The 18,958-nt window shown below is 71.5% G+C and carries 19 protein-coding genes; 11 read left to right on the forward strand and 8 right to left on the reverse strand.

Annotation, left to right across the window (positions count from 1 at the left end):
- Window positions 1–66: 66 nt before the first annotated feature.
- Window positions 67–1,431, forward strand: a complete 1,365-nt coding sequence (gene proP, locus QF027_RS15145) for a glycine betaine/L-proline transporter ProP (RefSeq protein ID WP_307075070.1) — start codon at window positions 67–69, stop codon at window positions 1,429–1,431.
- Window positions 1,432–1,517: 86 nt separating this feature from the next.
- Entirely contained in the window at window positions 1,518–2,189 is a 672-nt protein-coding gene (locus QF027_RS15150) for an O-methyltransferase (protein ID WP_306982037.1), read from the forward strand.
- Between the two features lie 10 nt (window positions 2,190–2,199).
- Here the strand turns inward: QF027_RS15150 and QF027_RS15155 are convergent, their stop codons facing one another.
- From QF027_RS15155 to QF027_RS15170, 4 genes are all read right to left on the reverse strand, one after another.
- The gene (locus tag QF027_RS15155; RefSeq protein WP_306982035.1) at window positions 2,200–2,592 is read right to left on the reverse strand and encodes a hypothetical protein; all 393 of its coding nucleotides are present in this window, start codon (window positions 2,590–2,592) and stop codon (window positions 2,200–2,202) included.
- A gap of 157 nt (window positions 2,593–2,749) precedes the next feature.
- A complete protein-coding gene (locus tag QF027_RS15160; protein WP_307075072.1) occupies window positions 2,750–3,400 on the reverse strand; it encodes a hypothetical protein in 651 nt (216 codons plus the stop codon).
- A gap of 5 nt (window positions 3,401–3,405) precedes the next feature.
- Complete coding sequence (locus QF027_RS15165; protein ID WP_307075074.1) at window positions 3,406–4,101, reverse strand: hypothetical protein; 696 nt, start codon at window positions 4,099–4,101, stop codon at window positions 3,406–3,408.
- 84 nt (window positions 4,102–4,185) lie between these two features.
- Window positions 4,186–6,231: an MDR family MFS transporter gene (locus QF027_RS15170; RefSeq protein ID WP_307075076.1), complete on the reverse strand. Its 2,046-nt coding sequence runs from the start codon at window positions 6,229–6,231 to the stop codon at window positions 4,186–4,188.
- A gap of 160 nt (window positions 6,232–6,391) precedes the next feature.
- Here QF027_RS15170 and QF027_RS15175 point away from each other — a divergent pair, with 160 nt between their 5' ends.
- A complete protein-coding gene (locus tag QF027_RS15175) occupies window positions 6,392–7,336 on the forward strand; it encodes a peptidoglycan-binding domain-containing protein (RefSeq protein ID WP_306982028.1) in 945 nt (314 codons plus the stop codon).
- A gap of 67 nt (window positions 7,337–7,403) precedes the next feature.
- Here QF027_RS15175 and QF027_RS15180 read toward each other — a convergent pair whose 3' ends face one another.
- On the reverse strand, window positions 7,404–8,072 hold the full coding sequence (locus tag QF027_RS15180) for an HAD-IA family hydrolase (RefSeq protein ID WP_306982025.1): 669 nt from the start codon (window positions 8,070–8,072) through the stop codon (window positions 7,404–7,406).
- Between the two features lie 319 nt (window positions 8,073–8,391).
- Here QF027_RS15180 and QF027_RS15185 point away from each other — a divergent pair, with 319 nt between their 5' ends.
- On the forward strand, window positions 8,392–8,622 hold the full coding sequence (locus tag QF027_RS15185; protein ID WP_306982023.1) for a hypothetical protein: 231 nt from the start codon (window positions 8,392–8,394) through the stop codon (window positions 8,620–8,622).
- The gene (locus tag QF027_RS15190; protein ID WP_307075079.1) at window positions 8,616–9,626 is read left to right on the forward strand and encodes an RNA-guided endonuclease InsQ/TnpB family protein; all 1,011 of its coding nucleotides are present in this window, start codon (window positions 8,616–8,618) and stop codon (window positions 9,624–9,626) included. Before QF027_RS15185 ends, QF027_RS15190 begins: the two co-directional genes overlap by 7 nt.
- 18 nt (window positions 9,627–9,644) lie before the next feature.
- Here QF027_RS15190 and QF027_RS15195 read toward each other — a convergent pair whose 3' ends face one another.
- Complete coding sequence (locus QF027_RS15195) at window positions 9,645–10,235, reverse strand: TMEM165/GDT1 family protein (RefSeq protein WP_306982019.1); 591 nt, start codon at window positions 10,233–10,235, stop codon at window positions 9,645–9,647.
- A 343-nt stretch (window positions 10,236–10,578) separates the two neighbouring features.
- Here QF027_RS15195 and QF027_RS15200 point away from each other — a divergent pair, with 343 nt between their 5' ends.
- The 5 genes from QF027_RS15200 to QF027_RS15220 all read left to right on the forward strand — a co-directional run bounded on the left by QF027_RS15200 (window position 10,579) and on the right by QF027_RS15220 (window position 16,532).
- Window positions 10,579–11,223, forward strand: coding sequence for an HNH endonuclease family protein (locus QF027_RS15200; RefSeq protein WP_306982015.1), 645 nt, complete (start codon window positions 10,579–10,581; stop codon window positions 11,221–11,223).
- A gap of 71 nt (window positions 11,224–11,294) precedes the next feature.
- Complete coding sequence (locus QF027_RS15205) at window positions 11,295–12,974, forward strand: alkaline phosphatase D family protein (RefSeq protein WP_307075081.1); 1,680 nt, start codon at window positions 11,295–11,297, stop codon at window positions 12,972–12,974.
- A gap of 197 nt (window positions 12,975–13,171) precedes the next feature.
- Window positions 13,172–15,211 (forward strand): FAD/NAD(P)-binding protein, encoded by a 2,040-nt coding sequence (locus QF027_RS15210; RefSeq protein ID WP_307075083.1) that lies wholly within the window; start codon window positions 13,172–13,174, stop codon window positions 15,209–15,211.
- 87 nt (window positions 15,212–15,298) lie between these two features.
- Window positions 15,299–15,748 carry a DoxX family protein gene (locus QF027_RS15215; RefSeq protein ID WP_306982008.1) on the forward strand — a complete coding sequence of 150 codons (450 nt, stop codon included), beginning with the start codon at window positions 15,299–15,301 and terminating at the stop codon, window positions 15,746–15,748.
- Between the two features lie 172 nt (window positions 15,749–15,920).
- On the forward strand, window positions 15,921–16,532 hold the full coding sequence (locus QF027_RS15220) for a DedA family protein (protein ID WP_306982006.1): 612 nt from the start codon (window positions 15,921–15,923) through the stop codon (window positions 16,530–16,532).
- Between the two features lie 541 nt (window positions 16,533–17,073).
- On the opposite strand, the gene QF027_RS15225 is transcribed toward QF027_RS15220, so the two are convergent.
- Window positions 17,074–17,304: a DUF2277 domain-containing protein gene (locus tag QF027_RS15225; protein WP_306982003.1), complete on the reverse strand. Its 231-nt coding sequence runs from the start codon at window positions 17,302–17,304 to the stop codon at window positions 17,074–17,076.
- A gap of 116 nt (window positions 17,305–17,420) precedes the next feature.
- Here QF027_RS15225 and QF027_RS15230 point away from each other — a divergent pair, with 116 nt between their 5' ends.
- Entirely contained in the window at window positions 17,421–18,335 is a 915-nt protein-coding gene (locus QF027_RS15230; RefSeq protein WP_307075084.1) for a ketopantoate reductase family protein, read from the forward strand.
- A gap of 71 nt (window positions 18,336–18,406) precedes the next feature.
- On the opposite strand, the gene QF027_RS15235 is transcribed toward QF027_RS15230, so the two are convergent.
- Complete coding sequence (locus QF027_RS15235; protein ID WP_307075086.1) at window positions 18,407–18,919, reverse strand: GNAT family N-acetyltransferase; 513 nt, start codon at window positions 18,917–18,919, stop codon at window positions 18,407–18,409.
- Between the last annotated feature and the right edge of the window lie 39 nt (window positions 18,920–18,958).

Genomic DNA, 18,958 nt, shown 5'->3' on the forward strand with positions numbered 1-18,958 from the left:
GCCCGGCAAGTCCGCCTATGGTCGCTTTTTGCCCTTGTCCCCGTCGAAAGGCAGGCGAGCGACGTTTTGCCGAGTGCCGCAGCCCTCACCCATCCCGCCCACGCCCCTCGCGGCCCCGAGACCCCCGATGCCGTCGTCGTCGACCCGGCCCTCGTGAAGCGTGCCGTCAAGGCCGCCGCGCTGGGCAACGCCATGGAGTGGTTCGACTTCGGTGTCTACAGCTACATCGCCGTCACCCTGGGGAAGGTCTTCTTCCCGTCCGGCAATCCGACCGCCCAGCTCCTGTCGACGTTCGGCGCCTTCGCCGCGGCCTTCCTGGTCCGCCCGTTCGGCGGCCTGGTCTTCGGCCCGCTGGGCGACCGGGTGGGCCGCCAGAAGGTCCTCGCCGTGACCATGATCATGATGGCGGCCGGCACCTTCGCCATCGGCCTGATCCCGTCGTACGCCACGATCGGCGTCGGCGCCCCGCTGCTGCTCCTGGCCGCCCGTCTGGTCCAGGGCTTCTCCACCGGCGGTGAGTACGCGGGCGCCTCCACCTTCATCGCCGAGTACGCGCCCGACAAGAAGCGCGGCTTCCTCGGCAGCTGGCTGGAGTTCGGCACGCTGGCCGGTTACATCGCCGGCGCCGGCCTGGTCACGCTGATGACGGCCCTGCTGTCCACCGAGGACCTGGTCTCCTGGGGCTGGCGGATCCCGTTCCTGATCGCGGGCCCGATGGGCGTCATCGGCCTGTATCTGCGGCTGCGCCTGGAGGAGACCCCGGCGTTCGCGGCGGAGACCGAGAAGGCCGAGTCGAGCCGCCCGAAGATCCCGCTGCGCGAGATGATCACCGGCCAGTGGCCGGCCCTGCTGCTCTGCGTGGGTCTGGTGCTGGTCTTCAACGTCACCGACTACATGCTGCTGTCGTACATGCCGAGCTACCTGACCAGCGAGCTCAAGTACGACGAGACACACGGCCTGCTCGTCGTCCTCGCGGTGATGGCGCTGATGATGGTCGTCCAGCCCTTCGCGGGCGCCCTGAGCGACCGCGTCGGCCGCCGCCCGGTGATCGCCGCGGGCTGCGCGGGCTTCCTGCTGCTCTCGGTACCGGCCCTGCTGCTGATCCGTCAGGGCAGCCTGTTCGCGATCGCGCTCGGCATGGGCGCGCTGGGCCTGCTCCTGGTCTGCTTCACCGCGGCGATGCCGTCGGCCCTCCCCGCCCTTTTCCCGACCCGGGTGCGCTACGGCTCCCTCTCGGTCGGCTTCAACATCTCGGTGTCCCTCTTCGGCGGCACGACCCCGCTGGTGGTGACGGCCCTGATCGGCGCGACCGGGAACATGATGATGCCCGCCTACTACATGATGGCCGCGGCCGTGATCGGCGGTGTGGCGGTGTGGTTCATGACGGAGTCGGCGGGCCGGCCGCTGCCGGGCTCGCCGCCGCAGCGGTAATCCGCTGACAGAGACCGGGTGCCGGACTATATTCGTTAGCGCAACTAGTTAGCTGCTCTAACTAGACATATGAAAGGCACAGGTGCATGAGCGAGTCGCAGCTCTGGGACGACGTCGACGACTACTTCACCACCCATCTGGCACCGGAGGACGACGTACTCCGGGCGGCCTTGCGCGACAGCGAGGCCGCCGGCCTGCCGTCCATCGCCGTGACGGCACCACAGGGCAAACTCCTGCAGCTCCTGGCCCAGATCCAGGGTGCCCGTACGGTCCTGGAGCTCGGCACGCTCGGCGGCTACAGCACGATCTGGCTGGCCCGCGCCCTGCCCGCCGACGGCCGTCTGGTCTCACTGGAGTACAGCCCGGTCAACGCCGAGGTCGCGAACCGCAACATCGCCCGCGCGGGCCTCGACAAGATCGTCGAGGTGCGGGTCGGCCCGGCCCTCGAGTCCCTGCCCCGGCTGGCCGACGAGAACCCGCCCCCCTTCGACCTGGTCTTCATCGACGCCGACAAGGGCAACAACCCGCACTACGTGGAGTGGGCCCTCAAGCTCACCAGCTCGGGCAGCCTGATCGTGGTGGACAACGTCGTGCGGGGCGGCCGGGTGGCCGATCCCGGCAACCCCGCCTCCGACGTCCAGGGCACCCGCACCGCGCTCGAACTGATCGGACAGCACCCGAGGCTGAGCGCCACGGCGATCCAGACGGTGGGCAGCAAGGGTTACGACGGCTTCGCGCTGGCGCGCGTGCTGCCGTGACCCCGCACCCTCACACCTCGTGGTAGAAGCCGACGTTGACGCTGCGCGGGGCGGTGCGGTCACGGATGACGATCTCGCCGTTGCCGCCCCGGGGCAGCGTCACCGAGCCGCCGTAGACCAGCGGCTGCGCGTAAGCCCCGGCCACCAGTCGTACCTCGGACGAGGGATCGGGCTGCGAGCCCTGGAGCCAGGTCACCTGCCAGACGCCCTCGGGCCCGCACAGGAACTCCAGGTGCACCCGGGAGACGAACAGCCAGTCGTCGGGTGTCGCGAGCCGGCACACGGACTTGTCCCGGCCCACCCGCAGCACGGTGCCCGGGTCACTGGGCGCGTCGGTCATCTGCATCCCGGCCGTGGCACCCTCCTCCGCCGCGGTGACGACGGCCATGGTGAGTTCGAGCACGTGCGCTCCTCCTGAAGGGTCCTTGCGCGGCTGCCCCGTTGGCCCACCGCCGCCGCATGATAAATCGCCCGGCACGGCCGTGTCCGGTGCAAGGCACCCAAGACCGGCCTGCCGCCCGACTCCGGGCGACAGGCCGGTCGTACTCATGGACGATGTCTCAGCTGTGCAGCAGCCGCTCCGTCAGCTCGCGGTAGTCCCGCAGCGCCAGCCGGAGTTGCTCGGTGTCGCCGGTGCCGACCGCCTTGTCGTCCCGGCCGCCGTCGCCGGTCTGCCAGGAGTTGCGCAGCGTGCGCCGACGCTGCTTCACCGCATCGGTGAACCGCGCGGCGACCTCCTCCAGCACGTGGTCGGCCTCCTCGACGGCGGACCGGGGCTCGTCCACGAACCCGGCGACGGCGTGCTGGAGCCGCGTGCTGAGTTTGTCGCACTCCTCGTGCGGCAGCAGCCGGGCCTCGTGGCTCTCGGGGCTCGAGGACCCGCCCACGCCCGTACCGACTCCACCGACGGTGTCGGAACCGGCGTCCCGCCCCCGCTCGGTCTCACGACCGAGACCGGAGGTCCTGTCGCGGCCGGGAACCGAGTCGGCGCCGAAGCCGCCCTCGTCGCCCCGCCCGGGAGTCGTCATCGCACCCGGTATGGACTCACGACGCTCCCCACGCTCCTCTTCCGCACCACGTCCCGTCACGGGTCCCCGGGCGTCCGGTGCCTCGGTCTCGGTGGGAGCCACCAGGGGGCTGCGAGCACCCGAGCGGTCGCCTGTGGTCCGGCCCTTCCGCTCCTCGCCCGCCCCGCTCACGGCATCCGTCATTTCGCTCAACTCCCCTTCGCGTGACGCCTGTTGAATGCCCACGGCAGGTGCCCCCGGCCGTCACTGCGACCGTCGCGGGGCTGACCCGCGCGCAGGTGGGACTCGCCGGTGGGTGTACGGGACTCCTCGCGGTTGCGCGGCGGGCCGACGAGGTCCTCGAAGAGGGCCCGCGCCTCCACCATGGCGGCGCGCATCTCCTCCGTGTTCGTCCGGCCGTCGCCGTCCTGCCGGGCGTCCGCGCGGGCACCCGCCACCGCATGCACCCGCTGGTAGCCGTGCACATGGTCCGCGTGGTGCACGGACAGCGCGTTGAACTGTTCCTCGTACCGCCCGCCGTCCGGGAAACCCCGGGCCTTGGCGAGCTCGGCGAGCAGCCGGTCCGCCTCGGCGACGGCCTCCCGAGGAGAGTCGACGAAGCGTTCCTGGGCGGCCGCCCAGCGGTCCTCGTACCGCTGGCGCTCCGCTGGTTCCAGTGGCTGCTCGCGCAGGGATCCATGCCGCTCCACGCGCTCGGCGAGTTCGCGCTCGGCGGCCTTCTTGTCCCCGTCGTGCCGGGCCACGGCGCGGTCGTACTCGGGCCCGAAGCGTCGCTTCAGGCCCCGGCCGTGCTGCGGGCCCCGGCCACGCAGGGTCAGGACGGCCGCCACGACGAGGACGGCCGCCACGATCACGATCAGAGCGATGATCAGGCCTGTTGACATGTCTGCCGGGTTGCCCTGAACGCTTTGTTCAAACCGTCTCCCCATGTGTGGAGGCGGCAATCGGGCCATGACCTGGGAGGCGCCTCATCCCGACCGGGCCGCGGGCCCCTCGTGCGGCTGTTCCCGGTCGGAGCCGCACAACTCGTCGTTCAGATCCTTCACCAGCTGGGCGAGATCGGTGGGCCGGTCGGGTCCCCACCAGTCCCCCAGCAACTCCCCCAACGACGCCTCCCGAGCCGCCGCGAGCCGCGCGGCCACCTCTTGGCCCGGCTCGGTGAGCACCAGATCAAGCCCCTGCCGCGACGCCAGCCCCCGCCCCTCCACCTGCCGCGACGCCTCGATGATCGCGCCGAGCGGCACGGACGTGCGCTCGGCGAGCAGCGCCGGCTCCACCCACCCGTACCTCCGCATCCGCAGCACCAGCCAACTCGACGCGGGCAACAGGTCGTAACCGGCCCGCGTGGTGATGTCCCGGTAGACCTCCCGGCGCCCCTCCCGGGTCCCGAGCACCGACAGCGCCCGGCACACCTCGTCGTACGACGACCGCTCCACGGGATTGCTGGCCAGCGTCTCCGTGACGTCGGGTGCCGTGACCGACCCCCGCAGCCGGTCCTCCTTGAGGAACCACGCGAGCACGAACCCGAGAAACGCGACGGGCGCGGCGTAGAGGAAGACATCGGTGATCGACGAGGCGTACGCGTGCAGCGCCTCGGACCGCAGCGAGCCCGGCAGCTCCGCGAGCCCCCGGGAATCGGCCTCGATCCCCGACACCGAGACTCCGGGCGGCAGTTGAGCGCCCCGCAGGGCCTCGGCCAGCTTGTCCCCGAGGCGGTTCGCGAAGACGGTCCCGAAGATGGCGACGCCGAAAGACGCCCCGATGGACCGGAAGAAGGTCGCGCCGGACGTGGCGACGCCGAGATCCTCGTACGACACGGCGTTCTGCACGATCAGCACGAGCACCTGCATGACCAGCCCGAGTCCCAGCCCGAACACGCAGAAGCAGAGGCTCATCACCCAGGTGGAACTGCTCTCGTCGAGCCGGTGCAGAAGCAGCAGCCCGAGCGTGGTGACCGCGGTCCCGGCCACCGGGAACACCTTCCAGCGGCCGGTACGGCTGACGATCTGCCCGGAAACGGTCGAGGACAGCAACAGCCCGAACACCATGGGCAGCATGTGCACACCGGACATCGTCGGTGAGACACCCTGCACCACCTGGAGGAAGGTGGGCAGATAGGTCATGGCCCCGAACATCGCGAACCCGACGATGAAGCTGATGACGGCGGCCAGGGTGAAGGTCCGCACCCGGAACAGTTTCAGCGGCAGCACGGGCTCGGCGGCCCGCCGCTCGACCCCCACGAACGCGACCGTCAGCAACACCCCCAGCACCGCGAGCCCGACGATCTGAGGCGATCCCCACGCCCAGGTGTTCCCGCCCAGCGAGGCCACCAGCACCAGAGACGTGGCGACGGCGGCGATGAGAAAGGTCCCCAGGTAGTCGATGACGTGTTTCGTCGACTTACGGGGAATCCGCAGCACCACCGCGATCACGGCCAGCGCGACCACGCCCACCGGAAGGTTGACGTAGAACACCCACCGCCAGCTCAGGTGCTCGGTGAACAACCCGCCCAGCAACGGCCCGAGCACACTCGTCGCCCCGAACACCGCTCCGAACAGCCCCTGATAGCGCCCTCGTTCACGCGGCGGAACGAGATCGCCGACGATCGCCATCGACAACACCATCAAACCGCCGCCGCCCAGCCCCTGCAGGGCCCGGAAGGCGATCAGCTGGGTCATGTCCTGGGCCATGCCGCACAGGGCGGACCCGATCAGGAAAATCACGATCGCGGTCTGGAACAACCGCTTGCGCCCGTACTGGTCCCCGAGCTTGCCCCACAGCGGCGTGGCGGCCGTGGACGCCAGCAGATACGCGGTCACCACCCACGACAGATGCTCCATGCCGCCGAGATCGCTGACGATCGTGGGCAGCGCGGTGGACACGATCGTCTGGTCGAGCGCGGCGAGCAGCATCCCGAGCAGCAGGGCCCCGATCGAGACGAGGACGTTGCCGGACACGTGTTGGTCTCGCGTGTCTCTCACATCCCCCGTCATACCGTGCGCGTCCGCTGCCATGAAGACCTCCTGGGGCTCTCGTTTCCTCTCCATCGTGATCGGTGTGACCGGTTATGGCCTGTTGAGTCCTGTTGGAAGCCGGTATTCCGGGGGCTTCCGAACGTCGGGTGTGGAGGGGGTCTGCATAATCGCTGGAGTTTGTGAGGGGAGGGACGAACACATGGCGGAGTCGAACGCCCATCTGTGCCCGGAGTGCCGGGCACCGAGAGGGGCCGACAACACCCCGTCCTGCGGGTGCACGCAGCGCGCGTCGGACGCATTGCGGGACGCGCGGACGGCGGAGGCGGCCGCGGCGGAGGACTTCGATCCGCTACGCATACGGCCGTACGTGGAGCTGGACGACGAGACCGCACCGGTGCCGAAGGCACCCGCGCCGGACGTCACGATGCCGCTGCGCGTGCCGGCACCGCCGCCGACCGCCCCGAGCCGCACCGACCTGAACCTGTTCGAGGTGGAGGCCGACGCCTCCGTACCCGGCCGGACCACCGACGGGCCGCCGCGCCGCACCCGGCGCCGTGCCGTCCTCCTCGCCACCGCCGGGGCGGTCGTGACGGTGGCCGCCGCGGCCGCGTTCGCCGGCGGGCTGTTCACGTACGAGTCGCCGGTGCGGGACGAGGCGGCACGGGGCGACGTACGGCCGGCGGTCCCCGATGCGACGACGACCGCGGCGTCGGCGCCCCCGTCCACGGCCGCGGCGTCCGTACGGCCGCCCTCCGCGCCCCCGTCCGCCACGGCGAGCGCGAGCCGGTCGGCCTCCCCGTCCCCGTCGAGGTCCAGCGCCTCGCCCAGCCCGTCACTGTCCAGCGAGCCCTCGGCGACCCCGACGGCCTCCGCCGCGACGGATTCGGCGGCCGGGTCCGACGCGGCACACGAGGCGGCTCCGCAGGTTCTGCGGCGCGGGTCCGAGGGACCGGAGGTCGTCGAGCTCGAGCTGCGGCTCACCCAGGTCGGGCTGTACGCGCGCAAGGCGAGCGGGCACTACAACGAGGGGGTCGAGGACGCGGTCTCCGCGTATCAGTGGCAGCGGGGGATTCAGGTGGCGGAGCACGGGGTGTACGACCTGGTGACCCGGGAGCGGCTGGAGTCGGAGACGACAGAGCCGTAGGCCGTTCTTCGCGTGCGGGCCCGGCGGGGGCCGGCTGCGGGGTCCACCCGACAGCGGACGGGGGGATCTACCCGACGGAGAGCCGGATCCCGCCGTCCTCCCCCGCCTCGATCCGCACCTGCGTCAGATCCGCCACCACCACGTCCGGCTCGTGCACCGCGGCTCGCGCCCCGACTCCCACGACCCTCATCCCGGCCGCCTTACCGGCGGCGATTCCCGCCCCGGAGTCCTCGAAGACGACGCAGTCGGCGGCCGCGACGCCCAACTCCGCCGCTCCCTTCAGAAAGCCCTCGGGGTCCGGCTTGCTCGCCCCCACGGACTCGGCGGTGACACGGACATCGGGCAGTCCCAGCCCCGCGGCCGCCATCCGGGCCGTGGACAGCGGGACGTCGGCCGAGGTCACCAGCGCGTGGGGCAGCCCCCGCAGGGCGGCCAGGAACTCGGGCGCCCCCGGTATCGCCACGACACCGTCCATGTCGGCGGTCTCCTCCGCGAGCATGCGCGCGTTGTCCGCGAGGTTCTGCTCCATGGGCCGGTCGGGCAGCAGGAGGGCCATCGACGCGTGCCCCTGGCGGCCGTGGACGACCTTCATGACCTCGTCGGCGCCCAGCCCCTGGCGTTCGGCCCAGCGGCGCCAGATGCGCTCCACGACGGCGTCGGAGTTGACGAGGGTGCCGTCCATGTCGAGCAGGAGGGCGCGGGCGGTGAGCACGGTGGGGGCGGCGGTGGCCGTCATCGGCAGCTCCAAGCGCAGACGGAAGAGACAAGGCGGCCCCGCCCGCCGGTCAGGGAAAACGAGCGGGAGCCACTTTGTTTCTCCACGGTACAAAATCGAGCGGCTTCCCGCCACCATCCCCGGAAACCGCCCGGAACAGTTCACCTGCTTCTTGCGAGGATGCCCCGGCGTTCATACCGGGGAGGAATCGCACGCCGTGTCCGGTCCTTTGGGGCGCGGAGCGCCCGCGAAGCCGCCGACGAAGACGGAAAGCGAACGGGTGTGCCTGTGTTCGCTGGTGGAGCTGGGGCGATCGGGCGGGGTGTGGGAGGGGGATGTCATGTCGGTGGTGAAGGGGGCCGGGGGCGCCGTCCATGCTCGGTGGACGTTCCGGCTGCGTGTGTCGTCGACCGCTGAGCGTGCGCTGCTGGCGGAGTGGGACCGGTGCCGGTGGGTCTGGAACGAGTGCGTCGCCAAGTCCAAGCAGACCCACTTCTGGAACAAGAACCGACCCGAGGACGCGGACAAGGCGGCGTGCGGCCCGGCCCGGCCCGGCTCGACACGATGCTGACCGAAGCCCGCGCGAAGACGCTGTGGCTGCGTGAGGGGTCATCGGTTCCCCAGCAGCAGATCATCCGGGACTTCGGCAAGCCCCGCGCGAAGGCGCACAAGGACATCCGCGAACGTCTGCCGCAGTATCGCCGGGCCGGGATGCCCAAGTACAAGAAGAAGCGTGAGGCCGACCCGAGCCTGAACTACACCAGGCGCGGCTTCCGGCTCAAGGACAGCCGTCTGCACCTGGCCGGGAACATCGCCCTGACGGTCATGTGGTCGCGGGAACTTCCCGCCGAACCGTCCTCGGTGCGCGTGTACCGCGACAGCCTCGGCCACTGGTACGCCTCGTTCGTCGTGTCCGTCGAAGTCCAGCCGCTGCCCGGAACCGGCCAGGTGATCGGGATCGACTGGGGCGTCAGCCAGACCGCGACCACCACCAGCGACGCCCACGACCTCCCCCACGCCCGGCACGGGAAGAAGGCCCAGGCGAAGCTGTCGCGGTACGACCGCATGATGGCCCGCCGCAAACCCGCCAAAGGACAGGCAGCCTCCAAGGGCTACCGCGAGGCGAAGAAGCTTCGGGCCAAGGCGTACAAGAAGGTGTCGCGGCAACGCCAGGACACCGGCCGCAAGTGGGCCAAGCGCGTGGTGGCCGACCACGACGCCATCGCCGTGGAGGACTTCCGTCCGAAGTTCCTGGCGAAGTCGACCATGGCGAGGAAGGCGGCTGATGCCGCCATCGGGGCCACCAAGAAGGCCCTGCTGGAGATGGCCCGCAAGCACGGCAGGATCGTGGACCTGGTCCATCCCGCGCACACCACGATGGACTGCGCGCAGTGCGGAGCGAGAACCAAGTACGCCCTGCCGCTGTCGGAACGAACCTACGCCTGCGCCGCGTGCGGAGCCGTCTCGCCCAGAGACAAGAACTCCGCTCGCGTGATGCTGGCCCGGGCTGGTCTCAACCCGGCTGGTGCTGATGGCGCAAGACCCGGCGGGACGCTGTTCCGTCAGGCAGCCTGAGCCAGAAATCCCCCTCGTTCACGAGGGGGGAGGATTCAAGGCCTCCCACAGGCTCCACAGCCCGAGCCCCAGCATCAGCAGCGCCGCGACCTTGGTGACGATCTTGAGCGGGACCCGCTTCATCAGGGCCTTTCCGCCCACGATGCCGAGGCCGGCCACCGCCCACAGCGCGAGCACCGCGCCGAGGCCGACGGAGAGCGGGTCGTCGTATCGGGCCGCGAGGTTCGCCGTCATGATCTGGGTCAGGTCCCCGAACTCGGCCACCAGGATGAGCATGAACCCGGCCCCGGCGACCTTCCAGAACGACTGGTCCTCGGGCCTGCGGATCTCCTCGTCACCCTCGTCCTTCTTCAGCAGCAGGACGGCCGCGCCACCCAGGAAGAGCACGCCCGTCAGCGCCTGCACGATCTGCTGCGGCAGCAGGGTCAGCACGCTGCCGGCCGCCACGGCGAGCGCGACGTGCAGCGCGAAGGCGGCGGCGACGCCCGCGAAGACGTAGGAGGCGCGGTAACGGGTGCCGAGAACGAGGCCGGCGAGCGCGGTCTTGTCCGGCAGTTCGGCGAGGAAGACGACGCCGAAGACGACGGCCGTCACGGTGAAGCTGATCAAGGGTCCTCAATCGGTCGGGGCTGCCCCACCGAGAGTTCCTGCGAAACGACGCCTCGGCACGGCAGCACACAGTCAGTGCACTACTGGCCGAAGGTCTCGCTGACGGGCCGCACGCGACCTGCCTCCGGGCGCCGGCTCAGACGAGCTGAGCAGTATGTCGACGGTCCGGCGAAGAGCTACTCCCCTTCAACGCCGTCCATCGTACGTGATCGTTTTGTCGTACACCTTGTCGTGTCATGTACGCGTCACTAACTTCTTACCGAACGCACACCTCCCCGCAACACGGAGCCGCGAGCATTCCCACGCTCGCGCTCCAACATCCCCGTCCCCCAAGGGAGTTCGCATGTCGAAGTTCTACGCGCGTCGACGGCTCAGCATACTCGGGGCGCTCACCGCCCTCATAGCCTCCGTCGCGGTCCTCAACGGACCGACCGCCTCCGCCGCCCTCCCCACGCCGGTCAGCGCCGCCACCGCCCGCACCTACCTCGCCTCGCTCACCGTGAAAACCGAGAGCCGCACCGGCTACGACCGCGACCTGTTCCCCACCTGGATCACGATCAGCGGCACCTGCAACACCCGTGAGTACATCCTCAAGCGGGATGGTACGAACGTCGTCACCGACTCCGCCTGCGCCTCGACCAGCGGCAGTTGGTACTCCCCGTACGACGGCGCCACCTGGACCGCTGCCTCCGACCTCGACATCGACCACCTGGTCCCGCTCGCCGAGGCCTGGGACTCCGGCGCGAGCGCCTGGACCACCGCCCGGCGCCAGTCCTTCGCCAACGACGTCACCCGCCCGCAGCTCATCGCCGTCACGGACAACGTGAACCAGTCCAAGAGCGACCAGGACCCGGCCGAGTGGATGCCGTCGGTCACCTCGTACCGCTGCACCTACGTCCGCGCCTGGGTCCAGGTGAAGTACTACTACGGCCTCTCCGTCGACTCGGCGGAGAAGAGCGCGCTCACGAGCTACCTCGCCAACTGCTGACGATTCCGTAACGGAACCTCGCCGCGGGCCTCCGCCGTTCCGTACCGTACGGGGCGACGGAGGAGGATCACGTGGCCGAACTGCGGCTGGGACCACTGCTCAGGTACGTCGACGGCTCGTCCGCGACCGTGTGGGTCGAGACGAGCCGTCCGTGCGCCGCCGAGGTGCGCTGCTCGGACGGCACCGGCGGTGAGGCCCCCACCTTCCAGATCGCGGGCCACTACTACGCCCTCGTCCCGGTCGACGGCCTGGCTCCGGGCACCGAGCGGTCGTACGAGGTGTTCCTGGACGGCGCGCGCGTGTGGCCCCTGTCCGACGCCCCCTTCTCGGGGTTTCCGCCGTCCGTCATCCACACGCCCGCCGACACGGACACCGTCCGCGTCGCCTTCGGCTCCTGCCGCTGGGCCTCGCCCCCGAAGGGCGAGAAGGACCCCGTGGGCCCCGACGCCCTGGACACCCTCGCGGCCCGTATCGCCGCCGAACCGGAGGGCGAACGGCCGGACGTCCTCCTGCTGCTGGGCGACCAGGTCTACGCCGACGAGACCTCACGGGCCACCCAGAGCTGGCTGGCCGCACGCCGCGATCTGAGCGACCCGCCGAGCAACCAGGTGGCGGACTACGAGGAGTACACCCACCTCTACTACGAGTCCTGGCTCGACCCCGAGGTGCGCTGGCTGCTGTCCACCGTGCCCAGCTGCATGATCTTCGACGACCACGACGTCATCGACGACTGGAACACCTCCGCCTCCTGGGTCGAGGACATGCGCGCCGTCTCGTGGTGGCGGGAACGGCTGCTGAGCGGCCTGATGTCCTACTGGGTCTACCAGCACCTGGGCAACCTCCCCCCGGCCGAGCTCGCCGCCGACCCGCTCTACGCCGTCGTACGGCAATCCCCGGACGGCACCGACGAGTTGCGCGCCTTCGCCTGCCGGGCCGAGGCCGACGCGGCCTCCGTGCGCTGGAGTTACCGGCGCGACTTCGGCCGGGTGCGCCTGGTCATGGTGGACTCCCGCGCGGCCCGCGTCCTCGACGAGGAGAGCCGCTCGATGCTGGACCCCGGCGAGGCCGAGTGGCTGCGCGGACAGGTCCTGGAGGAGCGCGCCTCCTACGACCACCTCCTGATCGGCACCTCGCTGCCCTGGCTGCTGCCGCATCTGGTGCACCATGCCGAGGCGTGGGACGCCGCGCTGTGCCGGGGGGACCGAGGGGCGCGCTGGGCCCGGTTCGGGGAGGATCTGCGGCGGAAGGCCGACCTGGAGCACTGGGCGGCGTTTCCGGAGTCCTTCGCGGCGCTGGCGGACCTGATCGCCGAGGTGGGCTCGGGGCCCGAGGCGCCGGCGACGGTGCTGGTGCTGTCGGGGGACGTGCACCACGCGTACGTGGCCGAGCCGAAGTGGCACTCCGGCGGACCGGAGGCCCGCGTCCTCCAGCTCACCTGCTCGCCCGTCCACAACTCCGTGCCCCGCTGGATACGGTTCGGCTTCCGCTTCGGCTGGAGTGCGACCGCGCGGGCGCTCGGGCGGCGGCTCGCCCGGCACGGCGGCTGCGAGCGACCGCCGGTCTCCTGGCGGCACACGGGCGGGCCGTGGTTCGGCAACCAGCTCATGACGCTGACGCTGAGCGGGCGTTCGGCGCGGCTGCGGCTGGACCAGGCGCGGGAGTCGGGCAAGGGGCGGACGCGGCTGGTGACGGTCTCGGAGTCCGAACTCACCGGGGGGAGCGGGCGCGAGGCGTCCCGGCTCGCCCGGTAATCGGCTCCTTCCGGCCGCTTCCGGCCTTTGCTGCCGTTTGTTGTGCCCGTGGCACGGGATGCTCGTGATGCATCCCACAGTCCAGGCCCTCCAGCCTCGGCACCCCGTACTCCCGACGGCATGATGAGGCGGACCGTCCGCTTCCGGTGGAGCTCCACGGCTCCGCCACGCGCCCCACATGCCCGGGAGTCCCGCTCTTGCCCGCACCGACCACGGACCACGCGCCCGTCTCCGTCGCCCTGGTCGGCGCGGGGCCCCGCGGCACCAGCGTCCTGGAACGCCTCTGCGCCTCCGCCCCCGAACTCCTCCCGCCCGGCGCCCACGTGACGGTCCACGTCATCGACCCGTCCCCACCGGGCCCCGGCCGCGTATGGCGCCCCACCCAGTCCCCCGACCTCCTGATGAACACGGTGGCCTCCCAGGTCACCCTGTTCACCGACGAGAGCGTGGACTGCGCGGGACCGATACGCCCAGGACCGAGCCTGCACGAGTGGGCCTGCGGACAGTGGGGGGCGGGGTGCGGTGCCGAGGGGGATACAGGGCCCGGAACCGGAGACGGACGACCAGCACCGGGCGGGACGCCCGACCCCGGCCGGCTGTCGTGGTCCGGGAGCGACTCGGGGCTCGGCACAGGTTCGAGCCCCTGTGGCCCGCTCGGGCCCGACGACTATCCGAGCCGTGCTCAGTACGGGCGTTATCTGGAGTGGGTGTTCGCCCGGATCGTGCGGCAGGCGCCCGGGGTCGTGAGTGTCGAGGTGCACGCGGCGCGGGCCGTGCGGGTCGATGACGCCGTCGACGGGCGGCAGACGGTGACGCTGGACGACGGGACCGTGCTGTACGGGCTGTCGGCCGTGGTCCTCGCCCAGGGGCATCTGCCGGTCGTCGCCGACGCGCCCCAGCGCAGCCACACCGCCCACGCCGAACGCCACGGTCTGCACCACGTCCCGCCCGCGAACCCGGCCGACGTGGACCTGTCCCGCATACGGCCGCACGAGCCGGTGCTGCTGCGCGGCCTGGGCCTGAACTTCTTCGACCACATGGCCCTGCTGACCACCGGCCGCGGTGGCCGTTTCGTCCGCTCGGACACCGGCACCCTGCGCTATCTCCCCTCCGGCGACGAGCCGCGCCTGTACGCCGGTTCGCGCCGCGGCATCCCGTACCAGGCACGCGGTGACAACGCCAAGGGCGCCTTCGGCCGCCACCTCCCCCTCGTCCTCACCGACGAGACGATCTCCCGCTTCCGCAAACGTGCCGACTCCGGCGAGGCCCCCGACTTCCTCACGGAGATATGGCCGCTGGTGGCGAAGGAGGTGGAGACGGTCTACTACGAAGCCCTCGTCGAGGACGGGGAGTTCAGGGACCGCTTCCTCGCCACGGACCACGGCGGCCCCGAAGAGGCCGCCGTACTGGACGAGTTCGGCATCCCGCACGCCGACCGCTGGTCCTGGGACCGCATTTCACGGCCGTACACCGGACAGACCTTCACGGACCCCGGCACGTGGCGGCACTGGCTCCTCGGCCATCTGCGCCAGGACGCCGCCGAGGCCGCGCTCGGCAATGTCGCCGGCCCTCTGAAGGCGGCCCTCGACGTCCTGCGGGACCTGCGCAACGAACTGCGGCAGATCGTCGACCACCGCGGCCTCGCCGGCCCGTCCCGCCGGGACCACCTGGACCGCTGGTACACCCCGCTCAACGCCTTCCTCTCCATCGGCCCGCCCCGCCGCCGCATCGAGGAACTGACCGCGCTGATCGAAGCGGGCACCGTGGACGTGCTGGGCCCTCGCCTGGAGGTCCGCGAGGCGGACGGCACCTGGGTGGCCCGCTCGCCCGAGGTGCCGGGGTCCGCCGTACACGTGACGACCCTCATAGAGGCGCGCCTTCCGGAACCGGATCTGCGGCGCACCGCCGACGATCTGCTCGCCCGGCTGCTGAAGACGGGCCAGTGCCGGCCGCACACCGTCGACGGTTACGAGACCGGCGGCCTGGACGTCACCCGGCGGCCGTATCACCTGATCGACCGTCAAGGACTCGCCCACGCAAGGCGGTTCGCCTTCGGTGTGCCCACGGAGGGAGTGCACTGGGTGACCGCGGCGGGCGCCCGCCCAGGGGTGGATTCGGTCACGCTTTCGGACGCCGATGCGGTGGCGAGAGCCGTTCTGCGTGCGACGGCGAGCGAAACAGGAGGGACCACAGAGGCAAACGAGTGGCCAAATGTTGAACTTGCAAGCATTGATTAGGGGCACCTACCGTGGATGGCTCACTCGGTTCCATCCCCCTGGGGCGACCCCCCTGTGGGACCGACCCGACCGAAGGAGTCCCCCACAATGACCGGACGCCTGAACAGCGCCCAGCCATACGCCCTCGGCCTCTACCGCATCGTCGTCGGCCTGCTCTTCCTCTGTCACGGCGCCGCTTCCCTCTTCGGTGTCCTCGGCGGTGTCTCGGGCACCGACGGCGGCACCCTCGAAGCGGGCACCTGGCCCGGCTGGTACGCGGCCGTGATCCAGCTCGTCTGCGGCGGCCTCGTACTGCTCGGCCTGGGCACGCGCGTCGCCGCGCTTGTCGCCGCGGGATCCATGGCGTACGCGTATTTCAAGGTGCACCAGCCCACGGCCCTGTGGCCCATGGAGAACGGCGGCGAGGCCGCGGCGATGTTCAGCTGGGCCTTCCTGCTGCTGGTCTTCACCGGGTCCGGCGCGTTCGGCCTGGACCGGCTGTTCGCGAAGCGCTCGGCCGAGGAGCGGAAGCCGGCGGCCGAGCCCGTGGCCGTCTGAGGCGATCGCGTACGGTGCCCTCCCCCGCGTCCGTGGGGGAGGGCACCGGCGCGTTCGGACGCGGCGGCCGGGTGAACATGCCGCACCCATCTCATGAGCCCCCCGGGAATCTCCTGTCCCTGTCCAGGCGTACGCTGTATGGCTGTCTACGGGGGAATCACGGGGAGTCGCGGTGCTGGAGAATCTGGGGTCACTGACCGGCAGTCCATGGATTTACGCCATGGTCGCGCTGTCGGTGCTCCTCGACGTGTTCGTGCCGCTGCTGCCCAGCGGGGTGCTGGTCATCACGGCCGCGACGGCCGCGGCCGCGGGCAGCGCGGCGACCGGCAAGGTCCCGGACGTGATGGCCCTGATCCTGTGCGCGACGACCGCCTCCGTTCTGGGCGACCTGGCGGCGTACCGCCTCGCCTTCCGGGGCGGTGAGCGCCTCGACCGCGCGATCGCCCGCTCGCGTCGCCTCACCACGGCGCAGGAACGTCTCGGCGAGGCGCTTTCCGCGGGCGGCGGAGCCCTGGTGGTCCTCGCCCGCTTCGCCCCCGCCGGCCGCTCGGTGGTCTCCCTCCTCGCCGGCACCGCCCACCGCCGAGCCCGTGACTTCCTCCCCTGGTCCGCCCTCGCGGGCCTGTCCTGGGCCGCGTACAGCGTCGCCCTCGGCTACTTCGGCGCGCACTGGCTGGGGGCGACCTGGCTGGCAGCGGGGGTCTCGGTAGCGGCGCTGTTCGGGGCGGGAGCGGGGGCGGCGTATGTGATGCGCCGACGTCCGGTGGCAGCGGAAGCGCGCTAGCGTCCGACGGCGGCTGCAGGACGTACGTCGGGGGCGGGTGGACGGGGTCCGGCCGATGTGGGCCGGCGGCGGACCGGTGGGGCCGGCCGGTTGTGGGCCGGCCGCGCCCACGCGACGGAGCCGCACAGGACACAGCCCCGCGCCCCGGGCAGTCCGGCTGAGGGGGCACAGGACGTGCGTCGGCCGCAGGCCGGTGTGGGCCGGTCACGCCCACGCGACGGAGCCGCACATGAACACCGCGCCGCGCACGAGCAGTTCCAGCTGGAGCAGCACGGAACGTGCGTCGACCCCGAGCCGGTGAGGGCCGGCCAGTGAGGGCAGGCCGCGCCCACGCGACGGAGCCGCAACACAGCCCCGCGGCCCCAGGCAGTCCGGCTGAGGAAGCACAGGACGTGCGCCGGCCGCAGCCGGTGCGGGACGGTCACCACGCCCACGCGACGGAGCCGCACAGGACACAGCCCCGCGCCCCCGGCAGGTCCAGCCGAAGCGGCACCCGCCCTGCGGCGAGCGCGACCTGCCCCCGCACCCGGCGCCGCCCAGGTCACCCCGCCTCGCGCCGAGCCGTTCCGCGGACTTCCAGCCCCGCCAGCAACTCCGCCGTGGCCTCCGCGATCACCTCCACGGCCCGTTCGAAGACCTCCTGGTTGTGGGCGGCGGGGACCCGGAACCCCGAGACCTTGCGCACATACTGAAGCGCGGCGGCCCGGATGTCCTCCTCCGTCGCCTCCTCGGGCAACACGGGCGGACGAAGCGTCTTGATACTGCGGCACATACCGACAGTCTCCCTCCCCGAGCGGATCGGCGCTTCCGTCCGCCCGGTCCGAATGTCATGATCCTTGACGAGGCGGCCACCGGTTCCGGGGCCGACCGACGAGAGGACAATCCGACATGGCGCACGACTCGGCGCACCAGAAACTCACCCTGGCCGTCCTGGGCCCGGGCGGCACCGGCGGCCTTCTCGCCGCGCTCCTCGCCCGCGCCGGACACCGCGTGATCTGCCTGGCGGGCGACGACACGGCGGACACCCTGCGCACGGCCGGCCTCCAGATCCGCAGCGGCACCTTCGGCGACTTCACGACCCCCGTGGAGGCCGGCACCGAACTGCACGAACCGGTCGACGCCTGCCTGATCGCCGTCAAGCACACGTCCCTCCACTCCGCACTCGACCGCGTCCCGCCCACCGCCCTGGGCGACGGCCTGGTCGTCCCCCTCCTGAACGGCGTGGAACACCCGGCGACCCTGCGCACCCGCTACCGCCCGGACCGGGTCGCCCCCGCGGTGATCCGCGTCGAGTCGACACGGATCGCGCCGGGCGTCATCGAGCACGGCAGCCCCTTCGCCGAGCTCGACCTGACCGGCGACGGCGTCCCCCGCGAGCGCCTCGACGCATTGGCCTCCGCCCTGGCCGGGGCCGGCCCCGGGACCCGTGTCCTGGACGACGAGTCGGCCGCCCTGTGGGCCAAGATGTCCTTCCTCGCTCCCTTCGCCCTCCTCACCACCCTGTACGGCCTCCCCCTCGGCGAGGTACGCACCCGCCACCGCGAGGAGCTGACCGCCCTGGTCGAGGAGACCGCCGCGGTCAGCGCGGCCTGCGGCGGCCCCGCCGACCCGGCCCAGGCCCTCGCCCGCTACGACGCCTTCCCGCCCCGGACGAAGTCCTCGATGCAGCGCGACGCGGAGGCGGGCCGCCCCCTAGAACTGGACGCGATCGGCGGGGCGTTGCTGCGCGCGGCGGACCGGCACGGGGTGAAGGTGCCCGTCGCGACCCGGGTGGTACGGGAGTTGGCGGACGCCGCCCGCTGACGGACCACCCCCAACCGCCACCGCCCCAACCGCCACCGCCCCGACCCCCACCGCCACCCTCACGCGCGCCCTCAGCCGCCGTCGCCGCCCGTCAGGTCGAACCGCCAGTCGTTCGACGTGAGCCAGCGCCCCTTCGGGTACTCGAACTCGGCCTGTCCGAGCAGCGTGAAGCCCGCCCGGCGACAGACGCTGTTCGACGCGGTGTGCTCCACGCTCGGGAACGCGTGCAGATACTGGTGCTCTCCGGCGGCCCGTGCCTCCTCCACGACGGCGCGGGCCGCCTGCGCGGCCAGTCCCCGCCCCTGGAACTCCGGCAGGATCCCCCACCCGGTCTCCCATATCAGGGAGTCCCGCCACTCACGCTGCCAGAACCCCACCGAGCCCACGGTCTCCCCGCCGTCCGCGAGCGTGACGCGGTACATCCGCCCCGCCGACAGCTCGACGTACCGCCGATGCCGTGCGACGAGCTTCTCCTCGCTCTCGGGACCGCCCAAGTGGTCGGTCATCCCGGGGCTGTTGGTCCGCTCCAGCAGCCAGAAGTCGCCCTCCGCCCAGGGCACCAGCCGCACCTGCTCCGTATCCATGCCGGCCACACTAGGCGCCAGGTCTGACAACGCCCCCGG

The organism is Streptomyces canus, from assembly GCF_030816965.1.
GTDB classification, from domain to species: Bacteria; Actinomycetota; Actinomycetes; order Streptomycetales; family Streptomycetaceae; genus Streptomyces; species Streptomyces canus_E.

Bases quoted from the DNA above. Each gene is read 5' to 3' on its own strand.
- QF027_RS15235 (WP_307075086.1), bottom strand. From the start codon at position 18,919: ATGGATACGGAGCAGGTGCGGCTGGTGCCCTGGGCGGAGGGCGACTTC.
- QF027_RS15175 (WP_306982028.1), top strand. From the start codon at position 6,392: ATGGCGGAGTCGAACGCCCATCTGTGCCCGGAGTGCCGGGCACCGAGA.
- QF027_RS15180 (WP_306982025.1), bottom strand. From the start codon at position 8,072: ATGACGGCCACCGCCGCCCCCACCGTGCTCACCGCCCGCGCCCTCCTG.
- QF027_RS15170 (WP_307075076.1), bottom strand. From the start codon at position 6,231: ATGGCAGCGGACGCGCACGGTATGACGGGGGATGTGAGAGACACGCGA.
- QF027_RS15200 (WP_306982015.1), top strand. From the start codon at position 10,579: ATGTCGAAGTTCTACGCGCGTCGACGGCTCAGCATACTCGGGGCGCTC.
- QF027_RS15150 (WP_306982037.1), top strand. From the start codon at position 1,518: ATGAGCGAGTCGCAGCTCTGGGACGACGTCGACGACTACTTCACCACC.
- QF027_RS15215 (WP_306982008.1), top strand. From the start codon at position 15,299: ATGACCGGACGCCTGAACAGCGCCCAGCCATACGCCCTCGGCCTCTAC.
- QF027_RS15185 (WP_306982023.1), top strand. From the start codon at position 8,392: ATGTCGGTGGTGAAGGGGGCCGGGGGCGCCGTCCATGCTCGGTGGACG.
- QF027_RS15165 (WP_307075074.1), bottom strand. From the start codon at position 4,101: ATGTCAACAGGCCTGATCATCGCTCTGATCGTGATCGTGGCGGCCGTC.
- QF027_RS15160 (WP_307075072.1), bottom strand. From the start codon at position 3,400: ATGACGGATGCCGTGAGCGGGGCGGGCGAGGAGCGGAAGGGCCGGACC.
- QF027_RS15190 (WP_307075079.1), top strand. From the start codon at position 8,616: ATGCTGACCGAAGCCCGCGCGAAGACGCTGTGGCTGCGTGAGGGGTCA.
- QF027_RS15225 (WP_306982003.1), bottom strand. From the start codon at position 17,304: ATGTGCCGCAGTATCAAGACGCTTCGTCCGCCCGTGTTGCCCGAGGAG.
- QF027_RS15230 (WP_307075084.1), top strand. From the start codon at position 17,421: ATGGCGCACGACTCGGCGCACCAGAAACTCACCCTGGCCGTCCTGGGC.